20 protein-coding genes are annotated in these 20,328 nt (G+C 67.0%); 8 read left to right on the top strand and 12 right to left on the bottom strand.

The features are described 5' to 3' along the window. Positions 1-68 precede the first annotated feature (68 nt). Complete coding sequence (locus tag U1701_RS10210; RefSeq protein ID WP_332782460.1) at positions 69-1,334, top strand: aspartyl/asparaginyl beta-hydroxylase domain-containing protein; 1,266 nt, start codon at positions 69-71, stop codon at positions 1,332-1,334. Here U1701_RS10210 and U1701_RS10205 read toward each other — a convergent pair. Continuing rightward, on the bottom strand, positions 1,331-2,770 hold the full coding sequence (locus U1701_RS10205; protein ID WP_332782459.1) for a tetratricopeptide repeat-containing sulfotransferase family protein: 1,440 nt from the start codon (positions 2,768-2,770) through the stop codon (positions 1,331-1,333). The two genes, U1701_RS10210 and U1701_RS10205, sit on opposite strands and share 4 nt — an antisense overlap. Positions 2,771-2,866: 96 nt before the next feature. Between U1701_RS10205 and U1701_RS10200 the strand changes: the two genes are divergently transcribed. Next, positions 2,867-3,283 (top strand): PilZ domain-containing protein, encoded by a 417-nt coding sequence (locus U1701_RS10200; RefSeq protein WP_332782458.1) that lies wholly within the window; start codon positions 2,867-2,869, stop codon positions 3,281-3,283. Between the two features lie 69 nt (positions 3,284-3,352). Here the strand turns inward: U1701_RS10200 and U1701_RS10195 are convergent, their stop codons facing one another. Together U1701_RS10195 and U1701_RS10190 are read right to left on the bottom strand one after the other, a co-directional pair. Beyond that, positions 3,353-3,625: a hypothetical protein gene (locus U1701_RS10195; RefSeq protein ID WP_332782457.1), complete on the bottom strand. Its 273-nt coding sequence runs from the start codon at positions 3,623-3,625 to the stop codon at positions 3,353-3,355. A gap of 273 nt (positions 3,626-3,898) precedes the next feature. After that, positions 3,899-5,407 carry a YifB family Mg chelatase-like AAA ATPase gene (locus U1701_RS10190; RefSeq protein ID WP_332782456.1) on the bottom strand — a complete coding sequence of 503 codons (1,509 nt, stop codon included), beginning with the start codon at positions 5,405-5,407 and terminating at the stop codon, positions 3,899-3,901. A 116-nt stretch (positions 5,408-5,523) separates the two neighbouring features. Here U1701_RS10190 and U1701_RS10185 point away from each other — a divergent pair, with 116 nt between their 5' ends. The 6 genes from U1701_RS10185 (at position 5,524) to yihA (ending at position 9,124) form a co-directional block, all read left to right on the top strand. Then, on the top strand, positions 5,524-5,829 hold the full coding sequence (locus U1701_RS10185; protein WP_332782455.1) for a hypothetical protein: 306 nt from the start codon (positions 5,524-5,526) through the stop codon (positions 5,827-5,829). 87 nt (positions 5,830-5,916) lie between these two features. After that, on the top strand, positions 5,917-6,051 hold the full coding sequence (gene rpmH, locus U1701_RS10180; protein WP_031393806.1) for a 50S ribosomal protein L34: 135 nt from the start codon (positions 5,917-5,919) through the stop codon (positions 6,049-6,051). A gap of 2 nt (positions 6,052-6,053) precedes the next feature. Further along, on the top strand, positions 6,054-6,374 hold the full coding sequence (gene rnpA / locus U1701_RS10175) for a ribonuclease P protein component (RefSeq protein WP_332782728.1): 321 nt from the start codon (positions 6,054-6,056) through the stop codon (positions 6,372-6,374). Positions 6,375-6,510: 136 nt separating this feature from the next. Next, entirely contained in the window at positions 6,511-6,723 is a 213-nt protein-coding gene (yidD, locus tag U1701_RS10170) for a membrane protein insertion efficiency factor YidD (protein ID WP_332782454.1), read from the top strand. Between the two features lie 26 nt (positions 6,724-6,749). Beyond that, positions 6,750-8,453 (top strand): membrane protein insertase YidC, encoded by a 1,704-nt coding sequence (gene yidC / locus U1701_RS10165; RefSeq protein WP_332782453.1) that lies wholly within the window; start codon positions 6,750-6,752, stop codon positions 8,451-8,453. 32 nt (positions 8,454-8,485) lie between these two features. Then, positions 8,486-9,124, top strand: a complete 639-nt coding sequence (yihA, locus tag U1701_RS10160) for a ribosome biogenesis GTP-binding protein YihA/YsxC (RefSeq protein ID WP_443026039.1) — start codon at positions 8,486-8,488, stop codon at positions 9,122-9,124. 121 nt (positions 9,125-9,245) lie between these two features. Here the strand turns inward: yihA and U1701_RS10155 are convergent, their stop codons facing one another. The 9 genes from U1701_RS10155 to U1701_RS10115 all read right to left on the bottom strand — a co-directional run bounded on the left by U1701_RS10155 (position 9,246) and on the right by U1701_RS10115 (position 20,295). After that, the gene (locus U1701_RS10155; protein WP_332782451.1) at positions 9,246-10,316 is read right to left on the bottom strand and encodes an acyl-CoA dehydrogenase family protein; all 1,071 of its coding nucleotides are present in this window, start codon (positions 10,314-10,316) and stop codon (positions 9,246-9,248) included. A gap of 3 nt (positions 10,317-10,319) precedes the next feature. Next, a complete protein-coding gene (locus tag U1701_RS10150; RefSeq protein ID WP_332782450.1) occupies positions 10,320-11,516 on the bottom strand; it encodes an acyl-CoA dehydrogenase family protein in 1,197 nt (398 codons plus the stop codon). 105 nt (positions 11,517-11,621) lie between these two features. Further along, entirely contained in the window at positions 11,622-13,157 is a 1,536-nt protein-coding gene (locus U1701_RS10145) for an alginate export family protein (protein ID WP_332782449.1), read from the bottom strand. 62 nt (positions 13,158-13,219) lie between these two features. Further along, positions 13,220-14,557 (bottom strand): dicarboxylate/amino acid:cation symporter, encoded by a 1,338-nt coding sequence (locus tag U1701_RS10140; RefSeq protein WP_443026030.1) that lies wholly within the window; start codon positions 14,555-14,557, stop codon positions 13,220-13,222. 51 nt (positions 14,558-14,608) lie between these two features. Continuing rightward, the gene (locus U1701_RS10135) at positions 14,609-15,310 is read right to left on the bottom strand and encodes a spermidine synthase (RefSeq protein WP_332782448.1); all 702 of its coding nucleotides are present in this window, start codon (positions 15,308-15,310) and stop codon (positions 14,609-14,611) included. Positions 15,311-15,323: 13 nt separating this feature from the next. Next, a complete protein-coding gene (locus U1701_RS10130) occupies positions 15,324-16,619 on the bottom strand; it encodes an Hsp70 family protein (protein ID WP_332782447.1) in 1,296 nt (431 codons plus the stop codon). A 68-nt stretch (positions 16,620-16,687) separates the two neighbouring features. Beyond that, positions 16,688-17,146, bottom strand: a complete 459-nt coding sequence (locus tag U1701_RS10125; protein ID WP_332782446.1) for a YaiI/YqxD family protein — start codon at positions 17,144-17,146, stop codon at positions 16,688-16,690. A gap of 145 nt (positions 17,147-17,291) precedes the next feature. After that, complete coding sequence (locus tag U1701_RS10120; RefSeq protein ID WP_332782445.1) at positions 17,292-19,061, bottom strand: DEAD/DEAH box helicase; 1,770 nt, start codon at positions 19,059-19,061, stop codon at positions 17,292-17,294. Between the two features lie 55 nt (positions 19,062-19,116). Next, a complete protein-coding gene (locus tag U1701_RS10115) occupies positions 19,117-20,295 on the bottom strand; it encodes a BaiN/RdsA family NAD(P)/FAD-dependent oxidoreductase (protein ID WP_332782444.1) in 1,179 nt (392 codons plus the stop codon). Between the last annotated feature and the right edge of the window lie 33 nt (positions 20,296-20,328).

Below are 20,328 nucleotides of genomic sequence, written 5' to 3'. Positions count from 1 at the left end.
GCCCCCTTTTTCGTTGGCGGGCGCGGTCGCCACTTGCGCATGCCGACCCAAGGTAGAGGATAGAGCCGATGGCCAACATTCCCCCCACAGCCACATCGTTCGTCAACGCCGCACTCGCAGCGCGGCAGCGCGGCGATGCCGCCGGCGAACGCCGGCTGCTCGACGACGCGCTCCGCGCCGCGCCCGACCATCCGCAGATCCTCAATGCGCGCGGCATGCGCGCGCTGGGCGACGGCGATCTCGACCAGGCGCTGACCTGTTTCGAACGCGCCGCCGCGCGCGATCCGGGCCAGCCGGTGCTGTGGATCAATCAGGCGACGATCCACCGGACGCGCGGCAACGACGCTGGCGAACGCGCCGCGCTGGACGCCGCGCTGGCGATCGACCGGCTCAACTTCACCGCGCAATTGCGGATGGCAGAACTCCACCAGCGACGCGGCGACACGATCGCGGCGGCGCAGGGCTGGTCGGGGGTCGTGCAGATGGCCACCGCGATGACCGAACGACCGCCGGGGATCGAGGACGCGCTGGTCCGCGGCCGCGCGTTCCTAGCGGATCACACCGCCACCTTGGGCACGGCACTGGCCGGCGAGCTCGGCTCGGCGCTGGGCGACGCCGGGGCGCGGCGGATCACCGCGTGCATCGACCATATGCTCGGCAGACGTGCGATCTACACCAACCAGTGTTCGGGCGTGCACGTGCCGTTCCTGCCTGCTGACGAGTTTTTCGATTCCGCCGCCTTCCCCTGGTTCGCCGCGCTGGAAGCGCAGACCGCCGCGATCCGCGCGGAAGCGCTGGCGCTGGTCGCGTCCGACGACGCGCCGATCCGCCCCTATGTCCGGCTCGATCGTGGCACGCCGCAGAACAAATGGTCCGCGCTCGACAACAATGCCGACTGGAGCGCGTGCTTCCTATGGGAGTTCGGGGTGCGCAACGATGCCGCCTGCGATCGCTGCCCGGCGACCGCCGCGGCGCTGGCGGCGGTGCCGCAGACCGACATCCCCGGCAAGGCACCGACGGCCTTCTTTTCGATCCTGCGGCCGCACGCGCACATCCCGGCGCATACCGGCGTCACCAACGCGCGGACGATCGTCCATCTGCCGCTGGTCGTGCCCGAAGGGTGCAGCTTCCGCGTCGGCGGCGAAACGCGTGCGTGGCGCGAGGGCGAGGCGTTCGCGTTCGACGACACGATCGAGCACGAGGCCTGGAACCGCAGCGACGCGCCGCGCATCGTGCTGATCCTCGACGTCTGGAACCCGCATCTCACCGCGCAGGAACGCCGTCTGCTGCGCGACGTGTTCCGGATCAGCGGTCAGGGCGGCGTGGCGCCCTAGGGTTCGTCGAGTTGCGCGCGGTACTGCTCCAGATGCTGCGCGTAGTTCCGCCAGCGGCCTGCCGAGCGCCCATGCAGCGGCTGCCGGACCTGCCACACGCTGGCGGTACGGACGACACCGCCCGCGCCTTGGTCGGCGAGCACCGCGTCCTCCCAGTCCAGGCCGGCGAAGTCGAGCAGAGCGCCGATCGTCGCGCGCGGCGCGCTCACGACGTCCTCATAGGCGACGTCATGGATATCGCCACTGTATAGCCGGTGCCAATGCGCCATCAGCCGCCGATACTGGCCGAACCAGTGCGCGATATCGTCGAGCGAATGGCCATAGCTGACGCTGTCGTCGAAGTGCAGGAACCAGACCGACAGCATCGTATCGAGCATGTCGCGCGTCGTGTGGACGATCCGGGCCGACGGGAACAGGTGCTTGATCAGGCCGATATGCAGGAAATTGTCGGGGCGCTTGTCGGTGAGGATATCGGCATCCGGATACAGCGCGCGCGCCTCATGCAGATACGCATCGCGCAGCGCGGCGAGCGTCTCTGGCGTGGCCGCGGCAAGCGTGTCGGGATAGGGTTGCAGCCGCGTGGCGACCAGCGCCGGCAGGATCTCGAGCTCGCCCCCCTTGGTAACGCGGCTGTGACGCGACAGGATCTGTTCGACAAGGGTCGACCCCGATCGGAACATCCCGCAGACGAACAGCGGCGACCAGGAATCGTCGGTGGCTGGCGGTGCCGGCGGCAGGGCGATCAGCGCGTCGACCAGCCGTTCCTGGGCAGCCCGATCATAGCGGTGCGACGGATGCGCTGCCGCCTGCGCCGCCTGGTTCGCGCGCGCATAGGCCGCGAACGCATCGTCGTACCGCCCGAGCGCATCGAGCGCGCCGCCGAGCGCGAAGCCGATCTCCGCCGCGTCAGCCGCGGGCAGACGCGGCTTGCCCAGCACCGCTGCCAGCCGGGCCGGAACGACGCGCGCCTTGCCTTCGAACATGTCGATCGCGCTCAGCCGCGCCAGCGCACGCGGGTGCGCGGGATCGAGCGCGAGGACACGTCCATAGCTGTCGCGCGCGGCGGTGGCATCGCCGCGATCCTCGTACAGCAGGCCGAGGTTGAGCCAGCCGGTCACGAACCGTGGGTTGCCCGCCACCGCGGCGCGCAGTTCGCGCTCCGCATCGCCGTTGCGCACGAGGAATTCGGACAGGATCACCGCACGGTTGAGATGCACCTCTTCGGGTCGCCCGATGCCGCGCGCGAGGGCCTCACCATAGGCGTCGAGCGCGGCCTCATACGATCGTGCGCAGCGCAGCAGATAGCCGAGATTGTACCAGGAGTCGGTCGACTCCGGGTCGGCGGCGAGTACCCGGCGATACGCATCGATCGCGTCGTCCACGCGCTGTTCGCGCAGCGCGCGAGCCGCAAGCTGTTTCAGGGCAACGATGTCCACGCACATCCTCCTGCCGCTGCCCTGCCCGGTGCGCGGGGCGGGATCAAGCGGGCGCTCCCGATTGCGAAACCACCGCCCTACCCCCAATTATGAACCATGCCGAACACGTCAGATTGCCCCGGGTCCGACGGCACCGCCGCCAGCGCCAGCAGAGAACGGCCGCCGCGCGCCAGCGTAATGCTGAGCGCGACCGTAGAGCGGTTCGGCGGCGGCGGACCGACCAAGCACCGCGTTCGCGACCTGTCGCCCGGTGGCGTGCGGATCGATCAGGCGGCGGATCTGCGCATGGGCGCGACCGTGCTCGTCACGGTCGGTGCGCTCGAAGCGATCGGGGCAACGGTGGTTTGGGTCCGCGAGGGTACCGCCGGACTGAAGTTCGCGCAGCCGATCGACCCCAACGACGCCAAGGCCAAGGTTGCGATCGCGGTGCGCCCCGCCCCAGCGCCCACCGATCATAGGCTCAAGGCCGGCTGGACACTCGACTTGCGGAACCCCTACAAAAAGGAGCGGTGACCCTGCCACGCGCGGGTCGCGAGATGCTGCGCAACGATGCTCCAGATCCGGCAACACCGCCTCGGCGCTTCATGATGCCGGCTTGCCGCCTGTCATCATCGCGTCGATCTTGGTCTTGGGCAGGTTGATCAGCAGGCCATTCTTGTTCTTGGCGAACGACCCGAGATCGACTTCGACGCTGCCGGTGGGACTGGCCACCACCGCGAACCCGCTGCCGACCTTGGCGACCGTGCCGATGACGAGGCCTTTGGCGTCCCGAACCTCCAAGCCTTGGAGAATGTCCTTCGGCCGCGCGGGGACCGGACGTAGCGACCGCGACGACGCCACGACTTCGTCGTTCAACCTGGTATAGTTGGATTGGCGATCAAGCCATCGTTCGGCAGCATCGCCGGACATGCCCCTCAGGTCTGGCGCCGCTACCGGGCCAGCAGGCGCCGACTGGGCATGTGCTGGGCCTGCCGATGCAAGAATTTGGGCCATCATCGCGAGCACGAATACACGCATCTTGCCTCCCCCTTTTCTACGTCTCAGGCCAGAATATAGAGAGAATCCACGGCGGACAATTGCCGTGCTCGCAGCCGCATTCGGAATGCGGCCTTTGAACGGGACCCGTCATCAATTGGGTGGCGACCGCCGGCGATAGCTGAGCGCCTCCGCGACATGGACACGACGCACCGTTTCGGCGCCCTGCAGGTCGGCGATCGTCCGGCCGACACGCAAGATGCGGGTGTAGCCGCGCGCGGTGAGACGCATAGATTCCGCCGCCTGCGCCAACAGCTTGCGACCGGGATCGTCGGGCATCGCCACCGCATCGAGTAATGGGCCGTCGGCCTCTGCATTGGTGCGCACGGCGTGGTCGCGGTAGCGTGCCGCCTGGATCGCGCGCGCCGCAGCGACGCGCGCGGCGACCTCGGCCGATCCCTCAGCCGGCGGTGGCAGGACGAGGTCGGCGGCGCTGACCGCGGCGACATCGACGTGCAAGTCGATGCGGTCGAGTAGCGGCCCCGACACCTTGGCCTGATAGTCCGCCGCGCATTTCGGCGCACGCGCGCAGGCAAGGCTAGCATCGCCGAGATGCCCGCAGCGGCACGGGTTCATCGCCGCGATCAGCTGGACGCGCGCCGGAAACGTGACGTGTGCATTGGCGCGCGCAACGCTGACGGTGCCGGTCTCGAGCGGCTGGCGCAGCGAATCGAGCACCGCACGCTGGAATTCTGGCAATTCGTCGAGGAACAGCACGCCGAGATGCGCGAGGCTGACCTCGCCGGGCTTGACCTTCAGCCCGCCACCGGTCAGCGCCGCCATCGATGCCGAATGGTGCGGCGCACGGTACGGGCGGGTGCGGGTCAGGCGACCGCCGGTGAGCGTGCCGGCGACCGACTGGACCATTGACACCTCCAGTGCCTCGGCGGGGTCGAGCGGTGGCAGGATGCCTGGCAGGCACGATGCCATCAGCGACTTGCCCGACCCCGGAGGGCCACTCATCAACAAATTGTGCCCCCCGGCCGCGGCGATCTCCAGCGCGCGCTTCGCGGTCTCCTGGCCTTTCACCTGGCGCAGATCGGGGCCGTGGACGACATCGTCCGCTTCGCCGGGTGCCGGTGGCTTGAGCAGGCCGTGGCCTTTGAAATGGTTGATCAGCGCCAGCAGGTCGGGCGCGGCGATGACCTCGATCGATCCGGCCCAGGCGGCTTCCGCGCCCTGCGACGCCGGGCAGACCAGACCCTTGCCGATCTCGGATGCGTGAAGCGCCGCGAGCAGCACGCCGGGCGATGCGGTGATGCGCGCGTCGAGCCCGAGCTCGCCGACGATGACATAGTCGGCCAGCGTCTCGACGTCGACGATCCCCATCGCGCCCAGCAAGGCGAGCGCGATGGGTAGGTCGAAATGCGACCCTTCTTTGGGCAAATCGGCGGGCGATAGGTTCACCGCGATGCGTTTGGGCGGCAGCGCCAGCCCCATGCCCGCGATCGCACCGCGTACGCGCTCGCGACTCTCGCCGACCGCCTTGTCACCGAGCCCGACAACGTTGAACGCGGGCAACCCGGGAATCAGCTGGACCTGCACCTCGACGGCGCGCGCCTCCAGCCCGAGATACGCCACCGTCGACACGATCGCCGCCACCCGTTTCCCCCGCCTTATCGCGCTCGCGCATCCACCGCCTTAGTAATACCCCAATTTCGGCGTCTGCCCATGCCACGTGCCTTGCCGATCTAACACACTGGACCCACATGCCCGTCGTGAAGCCAGCCCGTCCCCAACCCCGCCATCCGGTGATGCGCGCCGCGCAGCTTGGCCTCGGCGGCGTGCTGATCGTCGGCGCGGGAATCATGGGGCCGCTACCGGGCCCTGGCGGGATCTTCCTGTTCGCCGGCGGGATGATCCTGATCCTGCGCAATTCGCGGCGCGCGAAGACCAAATGGGCGCGGCTGAAGCGACGCTGGCCGCGCACCGGCCATATGGTCGACCGGGTGATGCGTCGGCCGAGCGCTTTGCGCCGCCACGGGCGCGCCAAAGCGGCCGCACGAACCGTCGCCGTCGATTGACTTGCGCCCCCGTTTTGCCTATGCGCCGCCCCATCAAGGCCGTCCGCTCGGGCGGCCCTTTTCTGTTTGACGAATTAGGAATGACCGATGAAGCGCACCTTTCAGCCGAGCAACCTGGTCCGCGCACGCCGCCACGGCTTCCGTGCACGGATGGCGACGGTCGGCGGTCGGGCCGTGATCCACGCCCGCCGCGCACGCGGCCGCAAGAAGCTGTCGGCCTAACCATCATCAGCCAGCGCCGCGATTTCCTCGCGGCGAATGCTGGCAAGCGGGCGCCGATGCCGGGATTCGTCCTGCTGATGCGCCCGCGCGATGACGGTGATGCGACGATGCGAATCGGCTTCACCGTCACGAAGAAGATCGGCAACGCTGTCGTCCGGAACCGCATGAAACGGCGGTTGCGGGCGTTGGCGCGTGAGCTTTTGCCGGTACGCGGCATTGCCGGCGCCGATCATGTGCTGATCGGCCGGAACGGCGGGATCGAACGCGATTACGCGCTGTTGCTGACCGAGTTCGGCAAGGCGTTGGGTAAGGTGGCACGGTGACCTCGTCCCTCCCCCCCCCGTCATGCCGGACTTGGTCCGGCATCCATCGTGCGGCAGGGGTGGCGCTTAAGTATCGTACGTTGCCCTCGCGGCACCATGGACCCCGGAACAAGTCCGGAGTGACGGAGGTAGGCGTATGATCGCCCGCCTCTTCATCCTGCTCGCACGCGGCTGGCAACTCGGCCCCTCGCTCGTCCTGCCGTCATCCTGTCGCTACACGCCATCGTGTTCCGCCTATGCAATCACCGCCCTCACCCGCTATGGCGCGGTGAAAGGGGGCTGGCTGGCGGCGAAGCGTATCGCGCGCTGTCATCCTTGGGGCGGGTACGGACCCGATCCGGTTCCCTGAGTCGAAATCTTGAAAGATCCCGCCCTGTGAAAGACGACAAGCAGAATTTCGTGCTGTTCGCGGTGATCGCGGCGCTGATCCTGTTCGGATGGCCGCTGATCCAGGGCAAGTTCTTCCCGACCGCCAATCCGCCGGTCACGAAGATCGTCGACGGCAAGTCGAAGGCAATCGCCAACCCCAACGCGGATCCCGCCGCCGACGGCGCCAGCGCGATCCGCGATCGCGGCGTCGTGCTCGCCGAATCGCCGCGCGTCCGCATCGAGACGCCACGCCTGTCGGGCTCGATCAACCTAAAGGGCGCGCGGATCGACGATCTGGTGCTCAAGCAATATGACGAGACGGTCGCGAAGAATTCGCCGCCGATCCGCCTGTTGTCGCCCGCCGGCAGCCCCGACGCGTATTTCGCGAGCTTCGGCTGGCGCGCCGACGGCCTGACCCCGCCGGGTGCCGATGCGGTCTGGACCGCAAGCGGCAACACGCTGACACCGACCACGCCGGTGACGCTCGACGCGTCGAACGCGACCGGCCAGCGCTTCCGCATCGTCCTCGCGGTCGACAACGACTTCATGTTCACCGTGCGTCAGACCGTGCTCAACGCGGGCGCCGCACCGGTGCCGGTCGCGACCTATGGCCTGGTCAATCGCATCGGCATCTCGAAGGACCCGTCGTCGATGACGATCCATGTCGGTCCGATGTCGGTCGACAATGGCGGCGCGCATTACCGCCCCAACTACAAGGACGTCGACGAGGCGCCGCAGCGCTTCACGACCAAGAATGGCTGGCTGGGCTTCACCGACAAATATTGGCTGACCGCGCTGGTCCCCGACCGCAACGAGACCTTCGACGGCCAGTTCCGCGCCGGCGCCAACAAGGCGTATCAGGCCGACTATGCCCTGCAGCCGAAGATCGTTGCACCCGGTGCCGCAATCACGCAGACGTCGAAGTTCTTCGCCGGCGCCAAGGAAGTGCGCCTGCTGGACCGCTACACCGACTCCGGCGCCGCGACGCAGCTCGATTACGCGATCGATTGGGGCTGGTTCCGCCTCGTCGAAAAGCCGATCTTCTATTATCTCGACTGGCTGTTCCGTCTGGTCGGCAATTTCGGCGTGGCGATCATCCTGCTGACGCTGACGATCCGCGGGATCATGTTCCCGATCGCGCAGCGCCAGTTCGCATCGATGGCCAAGATGCGCGCGATCCAGCCCAAGACCAAGGCGCTCCAGGCACGCTACAAGGACGACAAGGTTCGGATGCAGCAGGAAACGATGGCGCTGTACAAGGCCGAGGGTGTCAACCCGCTCGCCGGCTGCCTGCCGACGCTGTTGCAGATCCCGGTGTTCTACGCGCTGTACAAGGTGCTGATGCTGACGATCGAGATGCGTCATCAGCCTTTCTATGGCTGGATTCACGATCTGTCCGCACCCGACCCGCTGACTCCGCTCAACCTGTTCGGCCTGCTGGCGTTCACCCCGCCGCATGCGATCGCGATCGGCATCGTGCCGATCCTGTACGGCATCTCGATGTACTTCCAGTTCAAGCTGAACCCGACGCCGATGGACGACACCCAGAAGCAGGTCTTCGCGTTCCTGCCGTGGATCCTGATGTTCGTGATGTCGTCGTTCGCGGTCGGCTTGCTGATCTACTGGATCACGTCGAACATCCTGACGATCGCGCAGCAGAAGCTGCTCTACGCCCGGCATCCGGACTTGAACGTGCCGGTGACGAAGTGAGCGAACCCGACACGCAGCTCGCAACGCCAGTAGTGCCGCCGTTTGATGCGGAGACGTTGGAATCGGCGCGCAAGCTGTTCGCGGGGCCGATCCAGTTCCTGAAGTCGGCGCCGACGCTGGAATTCCTGCCAACCGCCAGCGTGCCGGAAGTGGCGTTTGCGGGCCGGTCGAACGTCGGCAAGTCTTCGCTGCTGAATGCGCTCACCGGTCGCAACAGCCTGGCGCGGACGTCGAACACGCCGGGGCGGACGCAGGAGCTGAACTTCTTCGACGTCGGCGCGCCGCTGGCGTTTCGGTTGGTCGACATGCCGGGGTACGGCTTTGCCAAGGCGCCCAAGGACATCGTCAAGAAATGGCGGTTTCTGGTCAATGACTTCCTGCGCGGACGGCAGGAGTTGAAACGCGCGCTGGTGCTCATCGACGCACGCCACGGGATCAAGGATGTCGACCGCGAGATCCTCGAGATGCTCGACAAGGCGGCGGTCAGCTACCGGATGGTGCTGACCAAGGCGGACAAGATCAAGGCGAGCGAGCTCGTCGAGGTCACCGAGCGGACCGCGGTCGAGGCACGCAAGCGGGCGGCGGCGCATCCCGACATCCTGGTGACGTCGGCGGAATATGGGATGGGGATCCCCGAGCTGCGGGCGGCGGTGGTCGAGGCGATCGGCTGACCTCTGCTCCCCTCCCTGGAAGGGAGGGGTTGGGGGTGGGTTGGTTTCGAGGGAACGCCGCGCGTGCCCCGAGCCGACCCACCCCCGCCCCCTCCCTTGCAGGGAGGGGAGTTCTGCAGCGTCACCCCAACGCGATATACCGCTGCAGATGGAAATCCTCGTCGCCGAGCTGGTGGTCGATCATCACCAGCCGCTTGGCATAGTGCGAGACCGCATATTCCCACGTCATGCCGATGCCGCCGTGCATCTGGATCGCCTCCTCTGCGACCAGCGCCCCGGTGCGGCCGATCGTATACTTCGCCGCCGATAGCGCGCGCTCCCGTGCCTTCGCATCGTCGCCATCGAACGCTGCCGCGGCGTTGATCACCGCGGAGCGCGTCTGTTCGATCTCCAAGAGCACGGTCGCCATGCGGTGCTGCAATGCTTGGAACTTGCCGATCGGCACCCCGAACTGCTTGCGATCGCGCAGATAGCCGAGCGTCGCCTCCTTCACATATTCCATCGCGCCCAGCGCCTCGGCGGACAGCGCGAGCAACCCCGCGCCGATCGCAGCATCGTGGATGCGCTGGCCGCCGCCGCCAAGCCGCGCGTCTGCGCCGAGCGTGACATTCTCGAACGTCACCTCGCCTGCTGCACCGCCATCGACGACGGTATAGCTGCGCACCGACAGGCCAGGCGTACCGGCGGGCACGACGAACAGGTTGGCCCCGTCCCCCACGCTGACGACGAACAGGGAAGCCGCCTCCGCCTGCCGCACCACCGCCTTGGTCCCGTTCAGGACCCAACCGTCGGCGCTCTGCGTCGCGGTGACCGGATCGGCGGCATCGTCATGCGCAAAGGTCGCAATCGTCGCACCGGAGACGATCGCTGCCAGCGCCTCGTCATGTCCGCCGGCAACCGCCAGCGCGCGGCCCGCCATCAGCGCACCCAGGAACGGTTCGACCACCAGCGCGCGGCCGAGCGCCTCGAACACCACCATGATGTCGAACCCGCTGCCGCCGAACCCGCCCGCGGCCTCATCGAACAGCGCGGAGACGATGCCGAGTTCGCTCAGTTGCGCCCAGACCGCGGGGTCGTACCCCGCCTCGCCATAGGCGCCGCCGTTGCGCGTCTCGATCCTGTAGCCATCGCGCAGCGCGCGCCCGAGCGTATCAGCCAGCATGCGGCGGTCGTCGGTATGCTCGAAGTTCATGGCTCAGAGACCCAGGATGGTTTTGGAGATGATGTTCTTCTGGATCTCGTTCGATCCGCCGAAGATCGACAGTTTGCGGTTGTTGAAATAGCTCGGCGCCGCGGTCGCCGCGTCGTCGGGGCCGATCGGTTCGCCGTTCCACCCCGATTCCAGCGCTTCGGGCACATAGGGCGCGGCGTAGGCCCCGAATGCGCGACGGTTGAGCGCGGTGATCTCCTGGCGGATTTCGGTGCCTTTAATCTTCAGCATCGAGCTTTCCGCCCCCGGCGCGCCGCCGCCCGCGACCGCGGCGAGCACGCGCAGGTTGGTCGTCTGCATGTTGGCGAGATCGATCTCGAGCCGTGCCATCCGCGCCGCGAACAGCGGATCGTCGGCCAGCGCGCGGCCGTTCTTGCGCTGCGACGCCGCGACCGTCTTCAACTGTTCGAACGCCGCCATCGACGCGCCGACGCCGGCAATGTTGGTGCGCTCATAGGTCAGCAGGTACTTGGCGTAGGTCCAGCCCATATTCTCCTCGCCGACCAAATTGGCGACGGGCACCTCGACATCGGTGAAGAACACCTCGTTCACCTCGGCTTCGCCGTCGATCAGCGTGATCGGACGGACTTCGATACCCGGCGATGTCATGTCGATCAGCACGAAGCTGATCCCCTCCTGCTTCTTTGCCGAAGAATCGGTACGGACGAGGCAGAAGATCATGTTGGCGAACTGGCCGAGCGTGGTCCAGGTCTTCTGGCCGTTGACGACATAGACGTCGCCCTTCCTGACGGCGGTCGTCTTGAGTCCGGCAAGGTCCGAGCCGGCACCGGGTTCGGAATAGCCCTGGCACCACCAGTCTGAGCCGTCGAGGATACGCGGCAGCCAATGCCGCTTCTGGTCGTCCGATCCGTATTTGATCAGCACCGGACCAAGCATGTTGACCCCGAACGGCACGACGCGCGGCGCGTGCGCCAGCGCCGCCTCCGTCTCGAAGATGAAGCGCTGCATCACGCTCCAGCCCGGCCCGCCCCATTCCCGCGGCCAATGGTTGGCCAGCCAGCCGCGCGCGTTGAGGATCGTGTGCCATTCCTCCATGTCCGCCTTGCCCGGCCGACGGCCCTCACGGGTCTGCGCGGCGAGCCGTGACGGGAGGTGTTCGCGGAAGAAGGCGCGGACCTCCTCGCGGAAGGTTTCGTCTTCGGCGGTGAACGACAGGTCCATGGTCTGCGACTCCTGATGCTGGAGCTGCTGTGCCACAGATTGGGACAAAATTGAAAGAGCGGTATGGAAAACCGTTACCGTCTCCCGCCGAGGGAGGATTAGGTCCTAAAACCGGAAGCTGAGCCACCCCGCCCCGAAATTGGAGCTCTTATAGCCCGCGCGGGTCAGCACATCGCCGGCCTGCACATGCTCGAGCCGCCCGGTGAACGACAGCCGAGGCGAGATGCTCCACACCGCCTGCAGTCGCGCCGCCTGCCCGATCTCGTGCCCTGCAACGTTCTGCGTTCCGGCATAGGGCGTGCCGTTCGAGCGATATACCGCGTCGCGGTCCGTCGAACGCCACATGAACTCGTATTCGGCGGTCACCCGCACCTTCTTGATCGGCTGGAACGACAGGTTCGGCGCCGCCGCCAGGAAATTGATCGGGCCGACGAACACGCCGTAGGTATAATAGATGTTGTTGCCGAACGGCGAGAACGACGTCCGCAGCGGCTTGGTCGGGTCGAACGCATCGCCGCCGCTGCCATAGTCGCCGCGCAGGCCGATGCGGGGGGCGGTCGCGCCGGTACCGAGGCGATAGGTCTGCGCCGCGAACACTTGCCATGCCTTGATCGGGCGGCCGGCAAAATCGCCCTCCTCGCGCGTGACGGTATAGTCGACCGTCAGCGGCCCGACCGTACCCCACAGACGGCCACCATAGTAAATGCGCTCCTCGCGGCCCGTGACCCCGCCCCAGGTCTGCTCGCGGCTGCGCAGCCGCCAAAGCAGCGGGTCGAAGTACAGCTTCGATCCGCCGAACAAGGTCTTCGGCAGCACGACGCCCAGGCTGATGCCGCTGAACCGCGTGCCGCCGTCGGTGGTGTCGTCCGACAGCCCTTCGGTGCCGTAATTGACGAAGTTGAAGTCGAACACGTCGGCGCGCACCGTCGCGCTCTTGGCCCAGGCGCGGACGCCGTCCAGCACGAACATCACCGCATTGTTGTCGCGGGCCGACACCAACATGCTGATCCCGTCGGTGAACTCCTGGCGGCCGCCGCGGACACCGACGTCGACGTTACCGACCTTGCCGTAGACGTCGGCGAAGATCTGCTGCGCGAACAGGTCGTTGCGCTGCGTTCCCGCGACCGCGCCGGTATTGACGCCCCCGACCGTGCCGTTCGCGAGCTCGCCATAGACACGGACATGGTTGCCCAGATGCAGGTCGGCGCCACCGACGACGCGCAGGATATCGAGCCGCTGCGCATCGGTCTCGACCAGCCCCGGGTTGCTCGTGAAATTCACCCGCGCGCGCACCTCGCCGCTCAGCGTGAGGTAGACGTCGTCCTGATCGGAGATCGAAATGTACTTCAGCGAGTCGAGGACGTCATCGCGCTTCGCCGGGTCCTTGTACTTGCTCCAGTCCTCTGCCCAGCGCGAGATGTTGTAGCCGCCCGTCGTCGCGCCATAGCCTTCGGCCTCGGCGGGGTACGTGCTCTGCTCCGCTTCGGGTGCCTTGGTTCCGCCCGCGGTGGGGACGTTCTGCGCGACAGGGTCGGTCTGTGCCGATCCGGTCTGCGACTGGCTCGCAGACTGCGCGAACGCGGGGAGGGCAAGGGTGACAGCAAGCGCGTACAGCGCACCGCCGGTCAGCGGACGGAACATGGCAATACCTTGTGATAATAGGTCAGCGATTCGTACTGAATCGGATCGCTGCCCTAAGGGTATCAATGCGCCGCTGGCAAGGGTTCGACCGCCGGCGACGGCTCCGGCAACCGGCCGTCGAGCGCCGCATTCAGCTTGTCGCGGTCGAGCGCATTCTCCCAGCGCGCGACGACGACGGTAGCGACGGCATTGCCGATGAAGTTGGTCAAGCTGCGACATTCGCTCATGAAACGATCGACGCCGAGGACCAGCGCCATCCCGGCGATCGGAATCGTCGGGACGATCGACAGCGTTGCCGCAAGCGTGATGAATCCAGCACCGGTGACGCCCGCGGCACCCTTGGACGAGATCATCGCGACGAGCAGCAGCAACACCTCCTGCCCCAGCGTCAGGTCGGTGTTGGTCGCCTGTGCGATGAACAGCGCCGCCAACGTCATGTAAATGTTGGTACCGTCGAGATTGAATGAATAGCCGGTCGGCACGACCAGGCCGACGATCGACTTCTCGCAACCCGCGGCCTCCATCTTGACGATCAGGTTGGGGAGCGCCGCCTCGGACGACGATGTCCCGAGGACGAGCAGCAGCTCGGCCTTCAGATACCGGATCAGCTTGAGGATCGAGAAGCCTGTGAGACGCGCGACCGTGCCGAGCACGACCAGCACGAACAGCGCCGAGGTCAGATAGAAGGTCGCGACGAGCGCACCCAGGTTGGCGAGGCTGCCGATGCCGTATTTGCCGATGGTGAAGGCGATCGCGCCGAACGCGCCGATAGGCGCCGCGCGCATCAGGATACCGACCAGGCGGAACACGACGATGCTGAGGCGTTCGAGGAAGTCGAGAACGGGCTTGGCGGGGTCGCCGACCAGGCTGATCGCGATACCGAAGAGGATCGCGACGAGCAGGATCTGCAGGATGTTGCCATCGGTGAACGCGCCGACCAGCGTGTCCGGGATGATCGACATCAGGAAGCCGGTGATCGTCGTCTCATGCGCCTTATGCGAATAATCCGCGATCGACGCGGCATCGAGCGAGGCGACATCGACGTTCATGCCCGCGCCCGGCTGGATCACGTTGGCGACGATCAGCCCGACGATCAGCGCCAGGGTCGAGAAGAACAGGAAATAGGCGAACGCCTTGCCCGCGACGCGGCCGACCGCGCCGAGTTCCTTCATCCCCGCGATGCCGGTCACGAGCGTCAGGAAGATCACCGGCGCGATGATCATCTTAACCAGCTTGATGAAGGCATCGCCGAGCGGCTTAAGCTGGGCGCCATAGGTCGGATAGAAATGTCCAAGCGCGGCGCCGAGCACGATCGCGATCAGGACCTGGAGATAGAGCTGGCCGCTCCATTTTTTGCGCCGTGGCGTCTCGGCGACCGCATAGGTCTCGGATGGAATCACGGCTTCTCTCCTGGTTTCGCGGCCGTCCGGCGGGGTCACGCGATTGGGTCATTAACCTTTGCGACCCTCATGCCGCAAGGCCGGTCCACATTCCGCCACGGTGGCGAACCATATGACGTGTCGCGCGCCGCCCCCACGATTGGCGCGCGCGACGACTTCGTCGACCGTGAAACCGGCGTCCGCCAGCCTTCGGGAAAAGGCCTTGCTCGGCGCCGATGACCAGACCGCGAGCACGCCATTGGGTCGCAGCGCACGCCGCGCCGTGGCAAGACCGCGCGCGCTGTACAGGCGGTCGTTGCCGACGCGGGACAGGCCGTCGGGACCGTTGTCGACGTCGAGCAGGATCGCGTCCCAATTGCCCGCATCGATCGGTTCGGCGACGTCCGCCTCGACGATCCGGGTGCGGGGGTCGTCGAGGCTGTCGCCGTGCAGCGCCGCCATCGGTCCCCGCGCCCAGGCGATCACGGCAGGGACGAGTTCGGCGACGACGACCTCTGCATCGACCGGCAGCCGGGCCAGCGCGGCGCGGAGCGTGAAGCCCATGCCGAGCCCGCCAATCAGCATCCGCACGCCGGACCGCGTGCCGATCCGCTCGCAGGCCATCTCCGCCAGCGCCTCTTCGGAGCCGCTCAACCGGCTGTTCATCAGCTCGTTGGCGCCGAGCATGATCGAGAATTCGGCGCCGCGTTGCAGCAGGCGCAGCTCGCCGCCATCGGGTACCTGTGCGGTGTCGAGAAGGACGCGCGGGACCATCAGGCGGCCCCCATCATGCCGACCACGCCGCGATATCGTCCTGTTCGCCGATCAGCGCCAGGCCATGTGCGATCGAGGTGAGTTCGCCACCACTCATGATCGCCGCTTCGCCGAACCGCTCGGTGAAGATGCGCCGCACGCGCGGGATCAGCGACGATCCGCCGGTTAGGAAGACGCGATCGATACCCCCCTGCCCGGTGTTCGCAGCGGACAACGCGCGATCGACGGTCGTCTCGATGCGGGCGATGTCGTCGGCGATCCACTCCTCGAACTGCGCGCGCGTGACGTCCGCCTCGATCTCGAGCCCGGCGCCGGAGAAGTGGAAATGCGCCGTCTCGTTGGTCGACAGCGCGCGTTTGAGCCGCCCCACCGCGTCGTAGAGCGGATAGCCGAGTTCATTCTCGATCACCGCGATCATCCGAGCGATCGCCGCCGGATCGATCGCGGTCCGGCGCAGCCGGTCGAGCTCCTCCAGCGTCCGCCGGTTGCGCATCAACGCAAGCCGCGACCAATCGGCGAAATCGGCAAAATAGCCGCGCGGGATTTCGAGTTCCTTGTCGAACGAGCGGTAGCTGCTGCCCTTGCCCAGCATCGGCAGTACGAGCCGGTCGACCAGCCGATAGTCGAACCGGTCGCCGGCGATCCCGATGCCGGCATGGCCGAGCGGGGTGCAGCGGCGCGCCGCACCTGGTTCGGCGACGCGGACGACCGAGAAGTCGCTGGTGCCGCCGCCGAAATCGGCGACCAGGATCGTCGCCGGCTCGGTCAGCCGGGTTGCATAGCTATAGGCAGCGCCGAGCGGTTCGTAGACATAATGGATGTCCGCGCCGAAGCCCTTGAACATCGCGTCGTACCTCGTGCGAGCGAGCGTCTCGTCGGGACGACTGCCGGCATATTTGACCGGGCGACCGACCACGATCCGCTGCGGCCGCGTGTCGAGGCGCCCGCCGGCATGCTTAACCAGCCGGTCGAGGAATAGCCGGCCCAGATCCTCGAAGCGGAAGCGCTTGTCGAACACCGATGCCTGTTCGAACGACGCGCTGGCGGCGACCGACTTGAACGATTGCAGGAAGCGGCTGTCCTGCGGGAATTCGAGATATTCGGCGATCGCCCAGGGCCCGGCATCCGACGCGAGCCCGCCGGGGACGTCGTCATGCCAGAAGCATAGCGCCGACCGGAACACCGGGCTGGTTTCGGTAGGCGCGGCAAAGGGCACGAGATCGGGCAATGCGCCCGGATTGCCGAGCGCGACCACGGTATTCGTCGTGCCGAAATCGAGGCCCAGCGCGGGACCGGCAGCTGTCTGCATGGCGTCGGTCTCCTGGTGACGGCGCGCCTATGCCTATGATCCGGTGCGAAGATCAAGCGGGCTGCGCGTCAGCCGCGCTTCAGACGGACCAACGCAGCGTCGAGCGCGGAGAGGAAGCGCGAGCGGTCGGTCTTGGCGAACGGCGCGGGCCCGCCGATGACGTCGCCGCCCGCGCGCAGATCCGCCATGATCGCGCGGGTCGCCACCGCGCCGCCGATCGAGTTGGCGGTAAAGGGCTTGCCGGTGTTCGACAGGACCGTCGCGCCCGCCTTCACGCAGCGATCGGCGAGCAGGATGTCGGCGGTTATGACCACGGCCCTGGCGTCCGCCTGCTCCGCGATCCAGTCATCGGCGGCGTCGAAGCCGTCGCTGACCACCACGCGGGTGATCAGCGAATGGACCGGGATGCGGAAATGGCTGTTACTGACGATCGTGACCGGCACCTCGTGCCGCCACGCGACCTTGTAGATCTCGTCCTTCACGGGACACGCGTCGGCGTCGACGAGGATGCGGATCGGTGGGGTCATCAATTCTAATCCTCCCCCGCCAGGGGGAGGTGGCAGGCGTAGCCTGACGGAGGGGGCGGCAAGCGAAACATCGGTTTCGTATCCTCCCCCTCCGTCACCTTCGGTGACACCTCCCCCTGGCGGGGGGAGGATCGTTGGTATCGCTTTACGGACGCGGACCGCGATTGGGCGGGCGATGGCGCGTCGGCGCAGGCCCGCCGCGCGGCGAAGGCGACCGGTGCAGCGTCTGGCGCGGACCGCCGGCATTGCTGCGGTTGCCACCACCGCCGTCATGCCGCGCACCGCTCTCGGGCGCGCCCTGCATCGCTTCGATCGCGACGCCGCTTTCCTCTTCGCCCTGCTGCGCGGTGCGCTGGATGGCGGAGACGAAGCGCGAGGCGACGCTGCGCGGGATCTCGAACGCAGTCTCGTTCGGGCCGATGCGGATCGCACCGATCTCGGACTTGGTGATGTGCCCGCGACGGCAGATCAGCGGCAGGATCCAGCGCGGATCGGCGTTCTGGCGACGGCCGATGTCCATGCGGAACCAGACGGTGTCCTCGAACCCGGCACGCGGGCCGGTGCTGCGGTCGTCGCCGACCGACTGCTTGCTCTGGTCGATCAGGTCCTCGGCCTGCGGCATCGCCGACCGATGCACATGCACCAGGGCGGCGGCGATATCCTCGGGCGTCTTTTCCGCCATCAGGCGCGTCGCCAGCTCGCGATCCTCGTCGTCCACTTCGACCGGCAGCATCAGCGCGGTGATCAGGCGTTCGCGATCGTTCTTGCGGATGTCGTCGGCGGTCGGCGCATTGAGCCACTCGGCGTTGATCTTCGCACCGCGGAGCATCATCTCGACGCGGCGGCGGCGCGGAAACGGCACGATCAGCACGGCGGTGCCCTTCTTGCCGGCGCGACCGGTGCGACCCGAGCGATGCTGGAGAGTCTCGGCATCGCGCGGCAGTTCGACGTGCACGACGAGGCTCAGCGTCGGCAGATCGATGCCTCGCGCGGCGACGTCGGTCGCGACGCAGACGCGGGCGCGACGGTCACGCAGCGCCTGCAGCGCGGCGTTGCGCTCGTTCTGGCTATGCTCGCCCGACAGCGCGACAGCGGCGAAACCGCGCTCGACCAGGCTGGCGTGCAGGTGGCGGACATTGTCGCGCGTCGCGCAGAACAGCATCGCCGTCTCCGCCTCGTGAAAGCGCAGCAGGTTGATCACCGCATGCTCGATCTCCGACGGGCTGACGGTGACGGCCTGGTAGCTGATATCGCCGTGGCCACGATCTTCGCCGACGGTCGAGATGCGCACAGCATCCTTCTGGTAACGCTTGGCGAGCGCGACGATCGGCTTCGGCATCGTCGCCGAGAACATGAACGTGCGACGCTGTTCGGGCGACGCGTCGAGGATCTGCTCGAGATCCTCGCGGAAGCCCATGTCGAGCATCTCGTCGGCCTCGTCGAGCACCGCGACCTTCAGCGCCGACAGGTCGAGCGCGCCGCGCTCGAGATGGTCGCGCAGACGGCCTGGTGTTCCGACGACGATGTGCGCGCCATGCGCCAGGCTGCGACGCTCCTTCGACGCGTCCATGCCGCCGACGCAGGTCGAGATACGCGCGCCGGCCTTGGCATAGAGCCACATCAACTCGCGGCTGACCTGCAGCGCGAGTTCGCGGGTCGGGGCGATGCAGAGCACGAGCGGCTTGTGCGGCGCGGGCAGGCGCTGGACGCCGTCCTCGCCGGCTTCGCCGAGGATTTCGGGCGCCATGGCAAGACCGAAGGCGACGGTCTTGCCCGAGCCGGTCTGTGCCGACACGATCAGGTCACGCCCGCGGGCATTGTCCTCGATCACATGAGCCTGGACGGGGGTCAGCGCGGTATAGCCACGCGCTTCGAGCGCCTCGGAAAGAAGCGACGGAATATTCGAGAAAGGCATGTACGTCCTAGATGTGTGGCCGGGCTGCTTTGAGCAGACCTCTGGCGGATTGTCCCTACAGGACCTGACCCGCGGCCCACCCGCTCGCCCATGCCCATTGGAAATTGTAGCCGCCGAGCCAACCCGTGACATCGACCGCTTCGCCGATCGCATACAGGTTTTTTGCACGTTTGGCTTGCATTGTTTGCGAAGAAAGTTCCGCGGTGCTGATTCCGCCTGCCGTGACCTCGGCCTTGGCATAGCCTTCCGAACCATTTGGCGTAAATTGCCAATGACTTAGCTCGCGTTCGGCCTCGGCGAGCTTCTTGTCGGTCTGCGCGGATAATTCGCCGGTCAGGCCGAGGCGTTCGGTCAATGTCTCCGCCAGACGGTCGGGCAAAGCCCCGGCGAGCGTCTTGCGGACGGTGGCACGCGGAGTCCTGCGCTTGGCGGACTGCAGCCAGCCGGCGTCGCGGTCCGGCAGGAAGTCGATCGCCACTGGCTGGCCGTGGCGCCAAAAGGACGACACCTGCAGGATCGCCGGCCCCGACAACCCGCGATGCGTGAACAGCGCGGCTTCGCGAAACGCGGTCTTGCCGCATGACGCGACAACATCGGCGGCGACGCCGGACAATTCGCGGAACAGGATCTCGTCGCCGCCGAGCGTCAGCGGCACCAGCGCCGGGCGCGGCTCCACCACCTTCAACCCGAACTGACGCGCGAGATCATAGGCGAAACCGGTCGCACCCATCTTCGGGATCGACGGCCCACCGGTCGCGATCACCAGCGCCGGCGCGGTTACGTCGCGGCCGTCTATCGAGACGCGGTAGTCGTCGCCGTCATGCGTTACGCCGGTCACCGCACGGCCGAGCGACCAGTCCACCCTGCCCTTCGCGCATTCGTTGAGCAGCATGGCGACGATCTGCTTCGCGAAACCGTCGCAGAAGAGCTGGCCGAGCGCCTTCTCGTGCCAAGCGATGCCGTAGGACTCGACGAGCGCGAGGAAATCCTCGGCGGTGTAGCGGCCGAGCGCGGATTTGGCGAAATGCGGGTTGGCGGAGAGGTACCGGTCTGCGGCGGTGTGCAGGTTGGTGAAGTTGCACCGACCGCCGCCGGAGATGACGATCTTCTTGCCCGGTTCGTCGGCGTGATCGACGAGGAGGATGCGGCGCCCACGCTGGCCGGCGACGGCGGCGCACATGAGGCCGGCGGCGCCTGCGCCGAGGATGATCGCGTCGTAGGTAGGCACAGTCACGTCACACACTCCGTCACCCCGGACCGATCGGGA

It is taken from the genome of Sphingomonas rhamnosi (assembly GCF_036663615.1).
Taxonomy (GTDB): domain Bacteria; phylum Pseudomonadota; class Alphaproteobacteria; order Sphingomonadales; family Sphingomonadaceae; genus Sphingomonas.
The sequence above is the reverse complement of the archived record's forward strand: the minus strand, read 5'-3'. Positions and strand labels throughout refer to the sequence as shown.